14 protein-coding genes are annotated in these 18,592 nt (G+C 39.7%); 3 read left to right on the forward strand and 11 right to left on the reverse strand.

The window, feature by feature from the left end; translation table 11 throughout:
* The first annotated feature begins 158 nt into the window (after positions 1-158).
* A complete protein-coding gene (locus FTU38_RS11465) occupies positions 159-614 on the forward strand; it encodes a DUF441 domain-containing protein (protein ID WP_078189017.1) in 456 nt (151 codons plus the stop codon).
* 32 nt (positions 615-646) lie between these two features.
* Here the strand turns inward: FTU38_RS11465 and FTU38_RS11470 are convergent, their stop codons facing one another.
* The 11 genes from FTU38_RS11470 to FTU38_RS11520 form a co-directional block, all read right to left on the reverse strand.
* The gene (locus tag FTU38_RS11470; protein WP_257225711.1) at positions 647-1,813 is read right to left on the reverse strand and encodes a CynX/NimT family MFS transporter; all 1,167 of its coding nucleotides are present in this window, start codon (positions 1,811-1,813) and stop codon (positions 647-649) included.
* Between the two features lie 305 nt (positions 1,814-2,118).
* Entirely contained in the window at positions 2,119-3,129 is a 1,011-nt protein-coding gene (locus FTU38_RS11475) for a sensor domain-containing diguanylate cyclase (protein WP_180065242.1), read from the reverse strand.
* Positions 3,130-3,400: 271 nt separating this feature from the next.
* Positions 3,401-3,667, reverse strand: a complete 267-nt coding sequence (locus FTU38_RS11480; RefSeq protein ID WP_257222647.1) for a gamma-glutamylcyclotransferase family protein — start codon at positions 3,665-3,667, stop codon at positions 3,401-3,403.
* Positions 3,668-3,736: 69 nt separating this feature from the next.
* Positions 3,737-4,657 carry a LysR family transcriptional regulator gene (locus FTU38_RS11485; protein ID WP_078189020.1) on the reverse strand — a complete coding sequence of 307 codons (921 nt, stop codon included), beginning with the start codon at positions 4,655-4,657 and terminating at the stop codon, positions 3,737-3,739.
* A 182-nt stretch (positions 4,658-4,839) separates the two neighbouring features.
* Positions 4,840-5,826, reverse strand: a complete 987-nt coding sequence (locus FTU38_RS11490; RefSeq protein WP_180007353.1) for an ion transporter — start codon at positions 5,824-5,826, stop codon at positions 4,840-4,842.
* Positions 5,827-5,974: 148 nt separating this feature from the next.
* Positions 5,975-7,690: an AAA family ATPase gene (locus FTU38_RS11495; protein ID WP_180111245.1), complete on the reverse strand. Its 1,716-nt coding sequence runs from the start codon at positions 7,688-7,690 to the stop codon at positions 5,975-5,977.
* Positions 7,691-7,786: 96 nt separating this feature from the next.
* Entirely contained in the window at positions 7,787-9,802 is a 2,016-nt protein-coding gene (locus FTU38_RS11500; protein WP_180111246.1) for a hypothetical protein, read from the reverse strand.
* 212 nt (positions 9,803-10,014) lie between these two features.
* Positions 10,015-10,782: a 1-acyl-sn-glycerol-3-phosphate acyltransferase gene (locus tag FTU38_RS11505; RefSeq protein WP_180108750.1), complete on the reverse strand. Its 768-nt coding sequence runs from the start codon at positions 10,780-10,782 to the stop codon at positions 10,015-10,017.
* 11 nt (positions 10,783-10,793) lie between these two features.
* On the reverse strand, positions 10,794-11,909 hold the full coding sequence (locus tag FTU38_RS11510) for a beta-ketoacyl-ACP synthase III (RefSeq protein ID WP_180026928.1): 1,116 nt from the start codon (positions 11,907-11,909) through the stop codon (positions 10,794-10,796).
* Between the two features lie 30 nt (positions 11,910-11,939).
* Positions 11,940-15,857, reverse strand: a complete 3,918-nt coding sequence (locus FTU38_RS11515) for a DUF3418 domain-containing protein (RefSeq protein WP_218954719.1) — start codon at positions 15,855-15,857, stop codon at positions 11,940-11,942.
* 535 nt (positions 15,858-16,392) lie between these two features.
* On the reverse strand, positions 16,393-16,836 hold the full coding sequence (locus tag FTU38_RS11520; RefSeq protein ID WP_180111248.1) for a hypothetical protein: 444 nt from the start codon (positions 16,834-16,836) through the stop codon (positions 16,393-16,395).
* Positions 16,837-17,192: 356 nt separating this feature from the next.
* Between FTU38_RS11520 and ahpC the strand changes: the two genes are divergently transcribed.
* Both ahpC and FTU38_RS11530 read left to right on the forward strand, forming a co-directional pair.
* A complete protein-coding gene (gene ahpC, locus FTU38_RS11525; RefSeq protein WP_078193727.1) occupies positions 17,193-17,756 on the forward strand; it encodes an alkyl hydroperoxide reductase subunit C in 564 nt (187 codons plus the stop codon).
* Positions 17,757-18,047: 291 nt separating this feature from the next.
* On the forward strand, positions 18,048-18,524 hold the full coding sequence (locus tag FTU38_RS11530; protein ID WP_180111249.1) for a hypothetical protein: 477 nt from the start codon (positions 18,048-18,050) through the stop codon (positions 18,522-18,524).
* Positions 18,525-18,592: the final 68 nt, after the last annotated feature.

The raw sequence follows: 18,592 nt of genomic DNA on the forward strand, positions 1-18,592 counted from the left end.
AGCAAGTAACTTGGACCAGTGTTGATCATTTAGCATTGTTCGAGGCATAGCGAGTGTAAAATTGGGTTTGGCGATTTAATTTTACTATCTCGCTATTTTTTTAATCAACAAATGTCAACAGACCCTAATTATTTATTGAAGTTTCTCACGAATATCCTATGTCTCAGTTGGATTTAAATCTGATCGTGTTATTGGTGTTATTGGCTTGTGGCATCTTTAGCCACAATACAGCGATCACCATAGCAGCAGGTGTCTTGATTGTTTTCCGCATCACGCCTTTAAGTGAATTTTTCCCCTATCTGCAACAATATGGCTTAAACATTGGCATTATTATTTTAACCATTGGTGTACTCACGCCGATCGCTAGCGGAAAAATTCCTGGTGATTCGATTTTAAAATCCTTTTTAAGTTGGAAATCCCTCGTCGCAATCGCCATTGGCGTCTTTGTCGCATGGCTAGGCGGACGTGGTGTCAAACTGATGTCCAATCAGCCAGATGTGGTTGCCGGACTATTAATTGGGACAGTCGCAGGTGTTGCCATGCTGCGTGGTGTACCTGTCGGCCCACTCATTGCAGCAGGCATCTTGTCGCTACTGATTGGGATTAAACAATAAGGCCGTTGCTGACATAGCGGTTTAACAAAATTTTAATTTGAGCCATGCTGCATTTGAAATAAACGTCGACTAAGCATGATTCCAACGAATGACAACGCTGACATCAAGATACCCGCCCAAAACCACGCTCCAGTCTGTGAAACCAGAGTGGCAATCACAGGTGGCAGAATAAATTGGGAAATTGCAGAACATTGTAAAATCATGCCGACCGTCGTACTGATTGCCGCAGGATAAGGTGCAAAATGCAGTGCTTGTGCAAAGACCGTCGCAGCAACCAAGCCTCCAAAAAGCGAAAAACTAAACACCGTTAAATATTGCAGTAAAAACGGTAACGCGTCTTTAAAGAGATAAAACCCTAAGGAGCAAATGATCAAAACTGCAAAACCCAGTTGGACTAAAGTTTTAGCTTGAAAACCACGCTGTAATAACAGCCCACACCCCCATGTACCCACAGCATTGGCAACGGCAACACTGGCTGTTAAAGCACCTGCCAATTCGGCTGAAATTTGGTTTTGTGCATAAATCATCGGTAAGAAACCCACCAATGCAAACCATTGCCCTGCATATGTCCCAAAAATGAGCGCCAAAAGCCATGCCGCAGGATGTTTCAGAGTATCCCGAATGAGACCAATAATAGGTGTTGTATTCAGCGCCACATTAGGCTGAGGAATAAACATAGCGATACAGAGTAGTAATGCTGCAGTAATCATAGCGAAACTGAGCCAAACCACACTCCAACCATATTGAGCAATTAGAAATGGCGCAACCAATAAGGCTATGCCCATACCTCCGCCCATATAAGCACTCCACAGTCCCATCTTTGCGCTGATGTGCTGTAGCGGTACAAGCTGACGGATAAATGCAGGCCCTGTGAGTGTCACCAATAAGAAGCCAAATCCTTCTATGACACGCAGTAGCAACAAGACATCAAAGCTTTGTGCAAAGCTCCCCCATGCACTTGCTATCGTCAATAGACTTAAGCCCAATAAGATACACAGTTTAAATCCAATTTTTTGGATATAACTACCAATCAACAATGCAAAGCACATTCCTGCACCCTGTACTAGTGAGAGCAATAAACCAGACTGAATAAAGCTAATGCCGAGTTGCTGTTGTAATACAGGTATTGCGGGCGGTAGTTTCCCGATATGCATTGCAGCAATAAAACCTGCCGCAATAATGAATAAATCTTTTGACATCCCTTTCATTGAATTGTCATGCTCTTTTCGCCATGCAATAGTGCACAGCTTAACAATTCAAAATATTATTTTGAGTCAAAAAACAAATGACCTTAGATGATTTTTCAATTATTTAATCATCTTGCACCGTCACATGCTAAGCGCACTTTGATTTAAATTAAACAATAATATTCCGTGATGTCATCTGCAATTGTTTGAGACAACACGTATTCCCATCAAAAATGTTTTTTCTGATACTTTCAATAATTTGGCGGTAGTGAAGGAATTCACCTGCATAACAATTAGTGAATTATTTAAGCAGTGAGTTATTCAATATTTACTTGTTTCCGTTCACGCTTATTGGCGTACATTTTCAAGTCTGCCATTTCGACCAATTGATCGATGGATTCGGCATCCTCTGGAAATAAAGCCATGCCAATACTGGCACCAATTTTCAAACTCATTTGCTCAAATGCAAACGGTAGTCCGCAACTTTCTGCGATTCGATTCATCGCCGTTTGCGCACGCTCTAAGTTGGCAATATTGGTTAAAATCACAGCAAATTCATCACCACCCAAGCGTGCAACCAAGTCATCTTGACGTGTTTCACGCAAAATGCGCTGTGCAATTTCTTTCAGTGCAGCATCCCCAATGCGATGTCCAAACTGATCATTAATCGGCTTCAGACCATCCATATCAATCATCAAGATACCTAGCACTTTTTTCTGCGCACGTGCTTTTTCTATACCTTGGCGTAAAAAGTCGACAAACAAAGCCCGATTAGCTAAACCTGTTAAGCTATCTTGAGTCGCCAATTTATATAACTCTGTCGCACCGAAACGTGTCGCATGGTACATCGCCGCAGCGATCAACTCAGACATCAAACTTAATATATGCAAGTCGGCTTCCTGAAAGGCATCGACTTGGTCAGAGTAAATCTTTAAAACACCGACACCTTCATCACAATGAATCAATGGCACTACTGCCATCGAACGCAATCCAACACGTTGACATGCCACGCGATCTACCCGTGCATCTGTTTCCGAATCTTGGCAATACAGTGTTTGTTTTTGCGCTATACATAGACCCGATAAACTATTTTCAATATGAAGTCTTAAACCCAATAAATGACTCGCCCCACCAGACACTGCACGATAGACCATATCACCATCTTCAGCCAACTCTACAACTGCACCTTTTGCATGTGTAATCTGCTGCGCCTGTTCTGCAACTACGGTCATCACTGCATTTAGATCTAAACCCAGTTTGGCAATTGCTGTCTGCGTTTGAATCACAGACATGAGTTGAGTTGGTGAGGGTTCTATAGTATTCGGCATGATTGAGCTCAAACAGGTTTCAGTGTGAGATACAGCTCAATTCTAAAAATTATTCATCCACTTGTATAGCAATCTTAAAGTGATTTCTGTGCATTCAAGCACTTTAGATACAACTCTTTCAGATACGGCTCTTTAAAAAATTGCACTCAAGGAAACAACAGAGCAAGCAGAATCATCGATACATATTTCGCAGGTTGGGGAAAGTCATAATGTATGGATGACCCACGTAATGTATGGATGACCCACGTATTTTACGACTCTCCCCTCAATATTATTTCAAAGCGTAAATTTCACTCTGCATCCATTCTCCGCCTTCCAATTGCACATCAACAGCCACACGTTGATATTCAGCACCTTCAAATTCATCTAAAGCAGCCCAATGAGCTGCTAAGTTTTCAGAGATAAAAACATAGCCTTCAATGGCTTGACCTGCCTTCGATAAACGGATGCCCGGACTGCCCATCGCCGCACCCCAGCCTTTATGTTCTAACTCACCCCAAACCACACCTTTCTTCCACTCGCCACCTATGTGCTCCATCACATGAGCATTGGGCTGACCTAGACGTCATGTCCCGTATACAAAAAGACTCTGAGTCATAGCTCCTCCTTAGTTGGAATAATATTGATTGCGTTTTTGTGAGAATTTGGCCAACTGTTTTAGGAAGCCTTCAAAATAGCTTTTTTCAGCCTCTTCGGTACGATAGCCTGCGTACAAGGTCCGTCTTAAACCTTCAGGTGAAACACAATCTAAACGTCGAGAGGTCACCCAACCTTTTTGTTCATATTCATTTACCACCCAATCTGGTAATGCCGCAATACCACGACCACTTGCAACCAACTGAATCAGCATCTGGGTCAAATCTGTAGTACGAACGTGTTTAGGCTGAATATTGGCCGGTAAAAATAATTTTGCCATGATATCTAAACGATGTTTATCAACCGGATAGGTAATCAGCGTTTCTTCTGCTAATTCTTGAACAGTCACATTTGTCGCACGAACCAATGGATGCGTATTTGACAGTACCAAACGAGATTCATATTCAAAGATTGGGAAATATTCCACACCTTTTAAATTGATTGGGTCTGCCGTAATCAGAAGATCAAACTCGCCTGTTTGTAATAGTTCATGCGGATTGGCTTCAAAGCCAGAGGCAAAGTCCAAATCTACATCGGGGTATTGCTGACGGTAGACATTCAATAACGGCATGAGCCAATCAAAGCAACTATGACATTCTGAAGAAAAAATAATTCGGCCGGTTTGACCATGCACAATACGTGTAATGTCCGATTGCGCAATTTGAACTTGCGGCAAAATGTCATCGGCAAGGCGTAGTAAACGTTGCCCAACATTCGAAAAAGTAACAGGACGTGTGCGTCGGTTCACCACCTCTACCCCATACCAATGATCTAGCTCTTTCAACTGGTGTGAAAGTGCAGAAGGCGTTAAACACAGATCATTAGATGCAGCGACCAAAGAACCGTGTTCTCTGAGTGCCAATAATGTTTTGAGATGGCGTAATTCCAACATAATGAGTTCCACAAACGACATACTGAATGAGCTGAAAATCAGTATTTTTAAATTATATTTATCATATCATGATATTTATGAATCATATTCATCATAAATTTTATTTAACTATTTTTTTATTCACATGAATATACTTCATCAAGTTTTACTGAATCATCTTTAGCTAATGTGTTTTTTTCACATTACAAATCAGGTAATTTTTTTCCACAATGCGGGCAATATGCATACTGCTCACGCTCCTGCTTTAATGATTCCTCTTTTTGCTCACGTAACAATTGCCAAATAATATCCTGTGTTTGCTCACGGGTTAAACCCACTGTTTTTCGGATTTCTTCGATTTTTTCAGGCTCAAGTACAAAATCAATTTCACGATTTTGAATCAACTCACGAAAACTGAGTTCTAATTGTTGTTTGCGTTGCTCCAATTCATGTGCCAAACCATTGGCTAAAATACCTGCTGGCAATGCTGCCAAGCCAACCCCTAATATCGTAATCATTGCACCTAATATCCGCCCAACAGGGGTTATCGGTGTTACATCGCCATAACCGACCGTCGTTAAAGTAACAACAGCCCACCACATGGACGCAGGAATAGAACTAAAGACCTCTGGCTGTGCTTTACTCTCAACTAAATACACCCCAGCTGCGGCCATAATAATCATAATAAATAAAATAAAAACAACAGCTTGAAATGAACCTTTTTCACGTTCAATGACACGTAACAAAATTTGCAACGACACAAAATATCGAGTTAATTTTAATAAACGCAGTAATCGTAAAATACGTAAAAAACGCAAATCAAAATGGACAAAGAAATTTAGATATGCAGGTAAAATTGCCAATAAATCAATAATTGCGCCACCACTTTTTACCCAATTCAAACGATTACGCCAAGCGGAGTAAAATGGGTCTTTATCTGCAATCGACCAAAGCCTCAATACGTATTCAACACTAAATACAATGATTGAAAAATTTTCAAAAAAATCAAAGTAAACTTGATAAGACAAATAAATATCATTGACCGATTCGAGTAAAACCGCAGCAGCATTACCTAAAATCAGCAATATCAAAGCATAGTTGAGAAAATGACTAAATTTAGTTTCATAATCATCATTATGTAAATTGTTATAGACAAATTTACGCAGTGAATACCATGCACTAAAAGTCATAATTCAAATCGTTAGCAAATTAACTTGCTACAGTGTAAACCATCGCTTAGGAAAAATACGAATCCTTTAGACAGTCTACTGTTAAATCTATTGAACGATATTAACCACACTTTATTCATCAGTATTTTTCGTATGCACCATATATCCATTATTCCACAAATAATAAAGCCAAACGAACTTGGTCATATCCCATGCGTGGACTGGTTAACTCCACAATTGGACGCAACTTAACCGTGCCGTCATCATTATAATGTGCTGGGTCTTGTCGTTTCGCCAAACGTTTATAGATTTTACGCACCTGCTCAACCACATCTTCTCCCGGATGTGCCACCGAGATATCCAAACCTTGCTCTTTTTGCAGACGAGCCAAATGATTAATAATCGTAGCTGGTGTTAAACCACGCTCCACAGCAATATCTTGAATTTCATAACCTTCCTCAAACAACTCACGAGTTTGATCTAAAGTCGCTGTGGCAAAGCTTTGTTTCACACCAGTTTTGGCAATTTTCTTTTCATTGCGCTCGATTTCCACTTCATTCAGTGTTCCGCCACAGTGGCGAATAAAGGCTTTATGTTGTACGGTTAAATCAGCCTCTGCAAAATTGGTTTCCGCTTCGTCAGAGAGTTCCTGAAAGCGTCGATCGGCTTTAATGGCCAAACTGTCGAGTTCTAAGGCTTGTTCATTAAAACCAAGTAAACGCAAACCATCTAATGTTTTTAAACGCGACAATGCCACATAACCCTGACCTTTCTCAAAAGTATGGGTCAAGTTAATTTCAGCCGCTGCAAGGGTCATCCCTTGAGATTTGTGAATGGTGATCGCCCAGGCCAAACGCAGTGGAATTTGTTGGAAACTGGCAATGGTTTTACCATCATCATTATCGACAGACCATGTTTCAGGTTCTACCACCAAGGTCGTGCCATCAGTGAGTTTTACTTTAGGCAAGATGCCATATTCATCATCTTCTTCAAAACCTATCACTTCACCGAGGCTGCCATTGATATAGCCCACGTCAAAGTTGTTTTTTACAAACATCACTTTGGCATTTTTCTTTAAGGTCAAAGTTTCCGGCGCACGCACTGAAGATTTTAAGGTTTCGATCAGTTTGTCATTACCATCACATTGGGCATCAAACTGGCGAGATTCTTGTTCAATTTCATTTAGATGTTTATAGTTAATACTATCTACATCCATATTATGGGTATACAAGCGCGTAAAGGTTTCACCTATATTTTGTGAACTTGTCTGCCTTAAAGCATACAAATGATCGCCAGTAATTCGTTGAGCACGAATCGCATTTAGAATATCATTGAGATAGTCATTACCCTGACGATGTTGTTCGGTCAAATAACACACGCGAAACTTCGCTTCTACCCATGCCTCAGACATAAAGCAAAACTTATCACGGTTTAATTCACCTTTGCGTCCCACAGGGGGTAACTGGAAGAAGTCACCTGCAACAATGACTTGAATCCCCCCAAAAGCATCTTCACTGTCTTTAAAAAATTTTAAAACTTTATTCACCAAGTTTAATTGCTTGGCATGCAACATCGAAATTTCATCGATGATTAAAACTTGGGCATTTTCCAAATGCTCTTTTAAATATTTACGTTCTTTTAAGCGCTTTAACTCATCTTCGGAAATCGCATCTTTAATCCCAATCCCTGCCCATGTATGAATTGTCATGCCATTCATATGGGTTGCAGCAATCCCTGTAGAAGCCGTAATTGCCACCGGCACTTTGCGCGCTTTCAGATAATTGATATATTGATTTAAAGTATAAGTTTTACCTGCACCAGCCGAACCTGTTAAAAACACATTTTCGCCTGCTTTGAGCAGCTTGAGTGCAGTTTCTTGTTTCATAAGACCTATACCGTAAAAGAACGGCTATAGCCTAACGATTTTTGACTCAAAAGTTAAGCGCACAACACAGTTTCCTAAATCCGTATTTCGCCAATCTTACTTTAAGCTATTGAACCTATTTAAAAATTCTTTGGCGATATTTACTTTTTCTATTTCTGCTTGGGTATTATTTGAATACTCAAGTTGATCAAAAACCAAAATGTGGTTTTGCACATGACAGCCCAAAGTCATCGATACATGCAAAATGGGATGGTACATATGAAAAGCTACATATACTCTTGCAATGATACTGGCGCTATAACTTGATGCCAAACAATGTTTAAAGTGAATAGATTCATCAATAATTCGATCGATGGTTTTTAATTCTTCAAAGACCCAATCTTGAAAATATATTTTGTCTTCTGTTGTAAATGGCTGCCAGACTGTTGTCGCAAATTTACGCTTTAATTGAGTTAACATTTCTTGCTTTTGTTGCTTAGCATGCCAATGCACCGCCTGATGAAAGACCCCATTCCAGGTAATATTTTTAGGGACTGTATGACCTGTAGAATAAGTCGCACTAACATAGTCACGCACATATGCATCAAATACAGATACTCTTAAATTAGCATGCTTTAAATAAAATAAATTTCGAAAATCCTGCAGTTGAATTTTATGCTGTCGTAACATACTTAAAAACTGGCGATTTTCTTGGGTTTCTGGACGGATATAATCCATCAAAGCCTGCGGTAATTGCTGCGTACAACGTACTAAATGTTGCAGATAGGCCTGCATAATACGGCTCAAAGGTAGATAGACTTTTTTTATGGCCTGATCCTCTGCGCCTAACACCTGTCGCATTAAGATCAACCACTCATCTAAATACAAAATCGATGGGCTGATCACTACACGATGGTCATCATGCTGCTGATATTTTCGCTGTAAAACAAACTGTAGATTTTTTTCATGATTAAACCAATCATGTTCATGCGCAATCGTATGACAATTTTGAATAAATAAGCGCGCTGCAACAAATTGAAAATGTTGTAAGGTTGTAAGAATCAATGCGGGATGAATATGCTGCGTATCGACAAAACTTAATGCCGTCACAGCCACTCGTACATTACTGTGTTGAAAATTACGACTCAGCCAATCCAACACTTCGACTGACTGCTTGAACATCCATCGCACTGCACGGTTGTTATCGAGTAAAGGGAGTTTTCCACATTTTTTTTGCCAAATTGCTGTAGCTTGCACAAAATTACTGTGGCTTAATATGTCCTGCTCTGCCCAAACATCCCGATGCATCAAACGAATAAAACCCAACAAATTGGGACGCTCATATGCATGGTCGAGCAACAAAATAATATCTTCTATATGTTCATTTAATTCTTGTAAATTGAACCGATCTTCATAACTCAAACTCATGATCCGGTAAATCGTTGGATCTAAAAATTGTGCTGTAGCAAAACAAATCTCGTCCAAACTATCCATCAAGAGCTGTATCGGCAATATTTCAGCTTCTGTAAGTGAATGAAGCGCAAACATCTGCTCAATCTTTTGCATCAACCAATGTGGTAGACAGATTTGGCATTCGATATACGTTTGTAATAGCGGTGTCTGATAAATCTGCTGCTCTTGCATCAGCTGATCAAAAATTTGCGCTTCAACTGCTGTCATCTGTGCTAAAAACTGCTGAACACGCGCTGGCCCATTTAGATGTTGAAAAATCGACTGTAAGATCAATTGTCTAAATTGCTGTGCTTTTTCTCTGAGCAAGAGTGAATGTTGCGGCTTTAGGTCGCCAGTAAAAAAATACAATTCATGAAATAAGAAATCTTCTACTACTTCAATACATGGCACTGTCGTATGCAATTCAGCAATTTTGATGGGTCTAAATGGACTTCTAGGAAACTGATAGCCAATCGATTCACGACTTTGTAGCTGTAAGGTCCACAGTCCATTACACAGTTGAATGCGGTGCTGCTCTTGTTCAATTTTAAAGATATTTTGTGAATTGAGTGCTGTAGCAAGATCCATTTGCTCTTGATACAACTGCTTTAAACTTGGAGATATTCGAATAAGTTGCCGAGCAATATGCTCAAGCTGCGGGGTCAAGCTTTTCTTTTCCATCTTCCGCCCTAACGATCGTTGATTATTTTTCAACCTTCACTATAGTCAAAGTTTAATGCTCCGACTACTGCCATTAATCAGCCGAATAGCTGTACAAAAGGTCAATACAAAGGCGTTCAATAAAAAAATCTAAAAGCTATTGTTGTGACAAAATTCACCATAATTTTGAGCTGTGACGAATAAAAATGAATGAAGTTGAAGAGTAGTCACTATTATTGATCTGTAGAATATTGTTCTGAACGGATTTTCTTAAGCTGTTCTATCGCATTGTAAATATCTTGTTGTAGTGCCTCTCGATAGAGCTTTAAATCCTCCACACTCTGAATATGACTCAAACTTTGACGGGGTAAAAATTGAAAATAGAATGGAATGCGCTTGGGGATAATACGCTTGGGTAAAGACGGAATCACATCACCATGACGTAATAATTTATCGATTTTTTGTATTTTTAATAGTTGTTTAAACCAACGATGTTCAACAATCACACTGGCATCAAAACCCAGTTCAAAGACTTCATCTCCACCTAAAGCGGCAAAAGGCACGATATCATAATTAAATTCTTGCGCCAGTTTTAAAAAGCCATAACGTTGCTTCCAAATCAGTTGATAGGCTTCGCCTTTTCGCTTCAAAACCTCTCGACCACCACCGGGAAAAACTAAAATGGAATAACCTTGTTGCATCACTGTTCTGACATAGTCCTGAATGCCTTGGACTGCACCGAACTTTTTGACCATGCCACGCCAACCGGGCAAATAAAAATGGCTATGATCAGCGATACTGACCACAGCCACTTTATGTTCATTGTAGAGATAATCAATAATCAACGGTGAATCGAGTACACCGTAAATTGTATGATTCCCTACATACATTGCAGGTTTTGATGCATCAATATATTCAGCGCCAAAAAAGGTCGGCGTGAAATACATGCGGGATAAAGCGCTTAAACGCTTTATCCATTTTGCATCATGTTCAACCTGCAAATGTGCTGACCTTAGGCAGCATCATGTTTTTGAACAAGTACAGAACCTACTGAGTAGCCTGCACCAAATGAGCAAAGCACACCGTATTCGCCATGGTTTACTTCATTTGCTGTACGGTGCAACGCAATAATGACACCTGCTGATGAAGTATTGGCAAATTCATCAAGAATGATTGGTACAAGGTCTGGCTGAGCATGTTCTTTACCCACAACCAGTTTCAGAATCAATTCATTCATGCTGGCATTCGCTTGGTGTAACCAGAAGCGTTTTACATCTGTTGCCGCAATTTTGTTGTCATCCAATTGCTTAGTGATCATTTTCGCCACTAATGGACACACTTCTTTAAATACTTTACGACCGTCTTGACGGAAACGGTTGTTGTCGATGTCAGCATCGACTTCACTCATATTTAAGTAACCGAAGTTGTTACGAATGTTGTTTGAGAACTGAGTAAACAGGTCAATATCCAACACTTCAAAACCAGCTTTGGTTTCAGTTTCTTCAATGATCGAAGCCGTTGCAACGTCACCAAAGATGAAGTGGCAGTCACGCATACGGAAATCTGTATGACCAGATGTGATCTCAACGTTTACCAATAACACGCGACGAGCGCCTGATTTGATCGCGTCATAGGCTTGCTTGATACCAAAAGTTGCAGCTGAACATGCAACGTTCATGTCATAGGCATAACCCTGAATACCCAAAGCAGTTTGAATTTCAATTGAAACGGCTGGATATGCACGTTGAATATTTGAACAAGACAAAATTACTACATCGATGTCTTCTGCAGTCACGCCTGCATTTTCCATCGCTTGTTTAGCCGCAGCGACACCCCATTCCGCTTGTAGCGAAATTTCATCATTTGGACGTTCATGTAGCACTGGGCGTAAACGTTTTGGATCTAAAATACCGCTTTTTTCAGCAACATAACGTGCTTTCACGCCAGACGCTTTTTCGATAAATTCTGCACTTGAACCACGGCGCGCTTCTAGCTCACCGGCTTCAATTTTTTCAGCATTGTCGCTGTTGTACTGTTCCACATAAGCATTTAAAGCTTCAACTAACTCTTCGTTAGTAATTACGTCTTCTGGATGATAAAGACCTGTACCCGTAATGCGGATGCCCATGTAAAACTCCTTTTAGAAATTACCTATATCTTAACTGATTCCGAGCTTATCCCATACTTTTTGCAAGCGGGATGGAGAAATTGGCATCTTGGTCTTCATTGGTTGAGAGAAAATAGAGATGCGTAACTCCTCAACCATGAAATACAATTCTTTAAGGCGAGTGTCATTTTTAAACTTAAATAATTTTTCCATCCATGGGTCAACTTGATCAATGGCAGAATTGTCCCTTTGTAGGTTATTTGGCAAGCGGTCTAAACGCAAGACTAATGCCTTCAAATATCTTGGAAATTCGAGCCACACATCGGAAGTTTTGCCATAAACAAAATCTGAAAGTTGCATCAAATCGAGCTGATCTTCAATGTCATCAATATTCTTTCCAAACACAGAATCATCTAAAACCAATAATTTCCGACGTATATCCTGCCATTGAATATAGGTTTCAGTTAAAACGGCTAACGCTTGTTGCTCATGGGTCAAGAAAGATTTCTTTACATTTAAAATCAGGTTTTGGTACTCCTGCATATTGACAGGTAGCTCATTTATTGCAAGCTGAAGTGTGGCATAAACTAACATTTGCTCTAGTTTTGCTTTGTCACCTAGCGGTGAATAAGCCAATGCCAAGGGTTTAGAAATCTGTTTTTTCAACTGACGAACTAAATCCCCCAACTGCATATGAACCAAACGAATGATCCCTTCGCGATGTTGTTTGACTGCTTCAAATTGGTCATTGAAGGTCTGAATCACCACACCCGATTCATCTTTGGCATCCAACTCCGCAAAGCCTTTGACTGGAACAAGCGCTTGGTATTGTTTTACCACCACACCCGTGACTTTTTGTGATGCTTCGAACACAAAATTATCAGGGAAGGTTTTAAACTCACCTTTTAACTGTTTGACTGGGCTATGAGTTTCAGTACGACAGCGTGCTTTGAGTTCGTCTAGGTCACGACCTTGCTCAATCACACGGCCTTTTTCATCAATGACTTTGATTAATGGCAGCAGATATTGCTCCACACGTTCCCAAGAAAAGTCTTTGTCTGTGATTTGCTCACCACGCAGTTGGAAGGCCAAGAAACTAAAAATATGCTCGCGCAAATGCACGGCATCGACACGATCCATCAATTTACGCGCTGTATCTGGTATTGGCACCAAGTGGCGACGCTTATCTTTTGGCAATGCTTTAAGCAAGGCTTCAATCAGGTCTTGTCGCCAACCGGGTATGCCCCATGACCAAATATTTTCGTCCACTTGCGGCAACGCTTGAACTGGAATTTTGACCGTTGCGCCATCTTCATCATGACTTGGGTCAAAACGATAACTTGCAGCCAAACGCAGTTCACCATTGCGTAGGTAGTCTGGAAATTGCTGGGTCGTTGGACGGTCATTCATCCAAAGTGCATCATCATCGATAAATAAATGACGCGGATTTTGTGGTTCTACCGTTGCACGCCAGTCTTCAAAACTACGACGGCTTGCCACCTCTTCAGGTACTTTAGCAGCATAAAACTGGTAGATGGTTTCTTCATCCACTACTAAATCACGACGACGCAGTTTATCTTCAACGCGCTCAACTTCTTCGAGTTTTAATAAATTGTGTTTTAAGAACGGTGGCGTAATACCCAAATGTCCCGTCGTCAACGCATCGCGTAGGAAAATTTCATGCGCCGCAGGATGATCTACTTTTTCATAATTAATCTGACGGCGTGGCTCAATAATTAAACCAAACAAAGAAATTTGATCATAGGCATTGACTACACCAGATTTTTTGGACCAATGGGGTTCAAAATAATGATGCTTCAACAAATCGCCTGCAGCCAACAAAATCCATTCAGGTTCAATTTTTGCCAACGTTCGAATATATACCTGAGAGGTTTCAACCATCTCAAAAGCCATGACCCAAGGTGTATTGGTTTTATGCAAGGTTGATGCAGGGAAAATACGTGCCTTTTGCTGACGCACCGCCATGAACACGTTACGTTCATCGGTTTTATTGGCAATAAATGAAAGTAAACCCGTTAATAGCGCACGGTGCAGATTTTCATAATTGGCCTTCTTTTCATTAAAGGACAGTTTTAAGCCCTGAGCCAAATCCACCAATTGCTCATGGGTTTTTTTCCACTCACGGAGGCGTAACCAACTGAGGAAATGATTGCGTGCAAATGTACGACGCTTATTTTCACTCATGTCACGGTTAGCGACTAGAGCTTCCCATAATTTGATATAGAACAAGAAATCCGAGTCAGCTTCACGGAACAAAGCATGTTTCTGATCGGCCTGCATTTGTTTATCCGCAGGACGTTCACGTGGATCTTGTACCGCTAAAGCAGCGACAATAATCAAGACTTCATTTAATACACCAAAATGCGCTCCACCCAAAATCATCCTTGCAAGACGTGGGTCGATCGGCATTTTCGCCATTTGCTGACCAATTTTGGTTAAACCACCACCCTTCGCCGGAGGAAGTCCCCCTTTTGTAAAGGGGGATTTAGGGGGATTACTTTCAATAGAATCTCCCCCAACCCCTCTTTGCGAAAGAGGGGCTTTCCCTTTCTCAACCATCGCCCCAAGCTCAATTAACAGTTTACGACCATCATTCACCAAACGATGATCTGGCGGCTCAATAAAATCGAAGTCTTCTAATTCACCAAAGCCCAAACTTTGCATTTGCAAAATAACCGAGGCCAAGTTGGTTCGTTTAATCTCCGGTTCGGTAAATTCAGGACGACTCATAAAGTCTTCTTCTGAATACAGTCGAATACACACACCTGGTGCAATACGACCACAACGACCTTTACGTTGATTTGCTGCCGCTTGCGATACAGCCTCAATCGGTAAACGTTGTACACGTGAACGATAGTTATAACGGGATATCCGTGCAAAGCCACTATCAATTACGTAGCGAATATTCGGTACAGTTAAAGCAGTTTCTGCCACGTTGGTGGCAATAATAATACGTCGCCCACCACCCGATGGATTAAAGATCTTTTGCTGTTCTGCCAAAGCCAATCGAGCATATAAAGGTAAAACTTCGGTATGATGTGGCCCAAACTTTTGCAGTGTTTCCTGTAACTCACGAATTTCTTGTTCAGTGCTGGCAAAAATCAAAATGTCGGCATGTTCAGGATGACCTTTTTCCTGCGCATCTTGAAAACATTCTTCTACGGCCGAAACCACGGCACGGGGTAAATTTTCTTCAAAATCGTCAAATTCATCATCATCACTACCGATAATGCTCAGCTCAGAAATCGGACGATAACGCAACTCTACAGGGAAGCTTCGACCTTCCACCTCAAAAATAGGTGCCCCATTAAAGTAATTCGAGAATCGATTTACGTCTAAAGTTGCTGAAGTAATAATGACTTTGAGATCTTTACGACGAGGCAAGAGCTGTTTGAGATAGCCCATGATGAAGTCGATATTTAGCGAACGTTCATGCGCTTCATCGATAATAATCGTGTCGTATTTATTTAAGAATCGGTCATTGGCCAGTTCAGCCAATAAAATACCGTCAGTCATCAAACGCACGATGGAATCTTGTGAACCTTGTTCATTGAAACGAACTTTAAAGGAGATCGACTCCCCTAGCTTTTCGCCCACTTCTTCGGCAATACGTTGCGAAACGCTACGCGCTGCTAGTCGACGGGGTTGAGTATGGCCAATCAAACCTGTTAAACCACGACCTGCAAGCATGGCAATTTGAGGCAACTGTGTGGTTTTACCCGAACCCGTTTCACCTGCCACAATAATCACTTGATGCTTTTGAATCGCTTCAATTAGTTTGTCCGCATACTGCGTAACAGGTAAGTCTTGATTTAATTTAATATTGGGAATGCGGGCAATCCGTTCGCGCACTTTCGCATTCGACTTTTCAAACAAATCTTGAAATTTTTCAGGATTGGCCTCTTTGCCTTTTTTCAGCCGACTTAAGCGATGGCGATCACGAACCATGACCAATTGATCGACATTTAACTGACTTGGCACAGATGCATTATCCTAATAATTAAAATAGAACCGAATATTTTACGCTGTATGTAAAAATAGTGAAAGATGAATCTATTTTTTGCGTGCCTGAAACCAATAGGTAAAGCCGAACAGAATAAAATGATAAAAAACTAAAATTGCGGCCAATAACCAATAATTGCCACATGCTTCAATACTGCCATGTAATGGCTGATAAAATGACACTGTATAGAATATACTCAATGGCACAATTAAAAACATCAATAAAGTGAAAGTGATGATCAAGAAATGATGAACAGATTTTGCTAAGCACAAAAAAAAATTGAAAATAAAATGCAAATCAACGCAATAAAAATAAATAAAAGAGGTTCATCCGATGAAGAACCATTCATTTCAGCCTAATAATTAATTTGATTCGGGCTAGCACCTTGAAATGAAAGCACATTCTTGATTCATCCAGTACAGAATAATAAAGCCACATGCTGACTAGAATAGGCAACTCAAGCCAATCCATTTGAAAGCTTTATACATTAGTTTCAGTGCCATAGAAAATGTAAACGAAACTAAAAACAATAAATATGCTCTGCCCGATCACCCATGCGAACAACCAACCATTATGACAATAAACAATACTGTCATAGATAATTTTTGAAATTGAAGCAGTTTCTATCATTAAAATGATGATGAATTGAAAAATCGCATATAGCCATAATATAACCACATACCAAGCACGTCTAAATGATAGCAACAGTGGGAAAAAAAAGAAGATTCCAACGATTCCCATGGTACTCAATAGCGTAGGATCATCTGATGAAGTTCCTAATAGTTCATTAAAATAGGTCGCTTTTTGAGGTTGTAAGTATTCATAGATACATAAATTTGTACCTATATCTTCAACTTTAAGAATACATAGTGATGCAAGTGCAAGACTGAGAATGGCAATGATACGAAAAAATTGACTAAGCACTTGATCAAATCTGGAATCATTTTATGTTCATGCCATCTTATATGAACAAATTCTATAATTTGAAATATTTTTTATAACTTTTTTAGAGATCACCCTTGAAATCTTATGCCACAAGCATCATGTTGGTTACAGACTTTGAAAAGATGATTTTGTCATTTTACTTTCAACTTTATATGGCATTGATATGGCTTATATCGAATGAAATAATGATAAATAATCGTTATTGCTGAAATAGTTCTGGAGTGTACTAATTCGGATTTTCCGATATTAGTTATGTAAAAATACTATTTCAGCAATAAGAAAAATTTCTGTACCCTATTGGAAATCAAAAACAAACCTCAATCATGGAGACAATGATGAGCTTAATTAATACTGAAGTTAAACCGTTTAAAGCACAAGCATTCCAAAATGGTCAATTCATCGAAGTAACTGAAGCTGATCTTAAAGGTAAATGGTCTGTTGTATTCTTCTACCCAGCTGACTTCACTTTCGTTTGCCCAACTGAACTTGGTGACCTTGCTGACAACTATGCAGAATTCCAAAAACTAGGTGTTGAAATCTACTCAGTTTCTACTGACACTCATTTCACTCACAAAGCTTGGCACGATTCTTCAGAAGAAATCAAAAAAATCCAATACGTAATGGTTGGTGATGCGAACTGGACTCTTGCTAAAAACTTTGACGTATTAATCGAAGCTGACGGTCTTGCTGATCGTGGTACTTTCGTTATCGATCCAGAAGGTAAAATCCAAATCGTTGAAATCAACGCTGGTGGTATCGGTCGTGATGCTCAAGAACTTCTTCGTAAAGTTAAAGCAGCTCAATACGTACACGCTCACCCAGGCGAAGTTTGCCCAGCTAAATGGAAAGAAGGCGACGCAACTCTTGCTCCTTCAATCGACCTAGTTGGTAAAATCTAATCTGTATTAGATTGAACTGATTCAAAAACCACGCTTTTAGCGTGGTTTTTTTATGCCTATTATCTGCGAGTATATACCTCTATACACCCTACGCAGTTCACACTTTATTCATACAACTTTAACGTACTAGCACTTTCTACATATCTGTAGATATTCATCAAGTTAGAGCTTACACAAATATAATAAAAATGCGCCGCAAACCCGATTGTCTAGGCTTACATCTTTGCCAGTATTTCAGTATTTTTAACATGAATTTTAGGTCAATTGCTTATTTCAGGAAGATGTAAGCCCATGAAAAAATATTTCGTCTCAATCAGTTTAATTTTATGTTCGTTTACAACTTTTGCTGCCATGAACTGCGAAGGTGAAATTAAAAACCAAAGTATTCGTGAAGATATTAAAGTCAAAAAAAATTGTCAGCTTGAAGGTTTAATTGTTCATGGCAATGTTATTTTAGAAAATGGTGCCAGTGTTGAACTACATGACAACCACATCAAAGGCAATATTGAATCGAATAAAAATTTTACCAAGATTATTGCCAATCATAACAATATCACTGGCAATGTCGATTTTACGACTGGGAAAAACATCCAACTCCTCAATAACCAAATTTCAGGCGACCTGAAATTAAAGAAAAATAATGGCAATATTGTGCTAAATAATAATGAAATCGCAGGTAATTTGATTTGTCTTGAAAATGCTTTTTCAATTAATGGCAGCAACAACCAAGTCAAAGGCAATAAATCAGAACAATGCCGTAGTTTTTAACTCTCCTTACACTAATATGGGAGAATGACACTTATGACATTTATTTGAACTGGCATTTTTTTTATCAA

This window comes from Acinetobacter sp. YH12098, from assembly GCF_013419235.1.
GTDB classification, from domain to species: domain Bacteria; phylum Pseudomonadota; class Gammaproteobacteria; order Pseudomonadales; family Moraxellaceae; genus Acinetobacter; species Acinetobacter amyesii.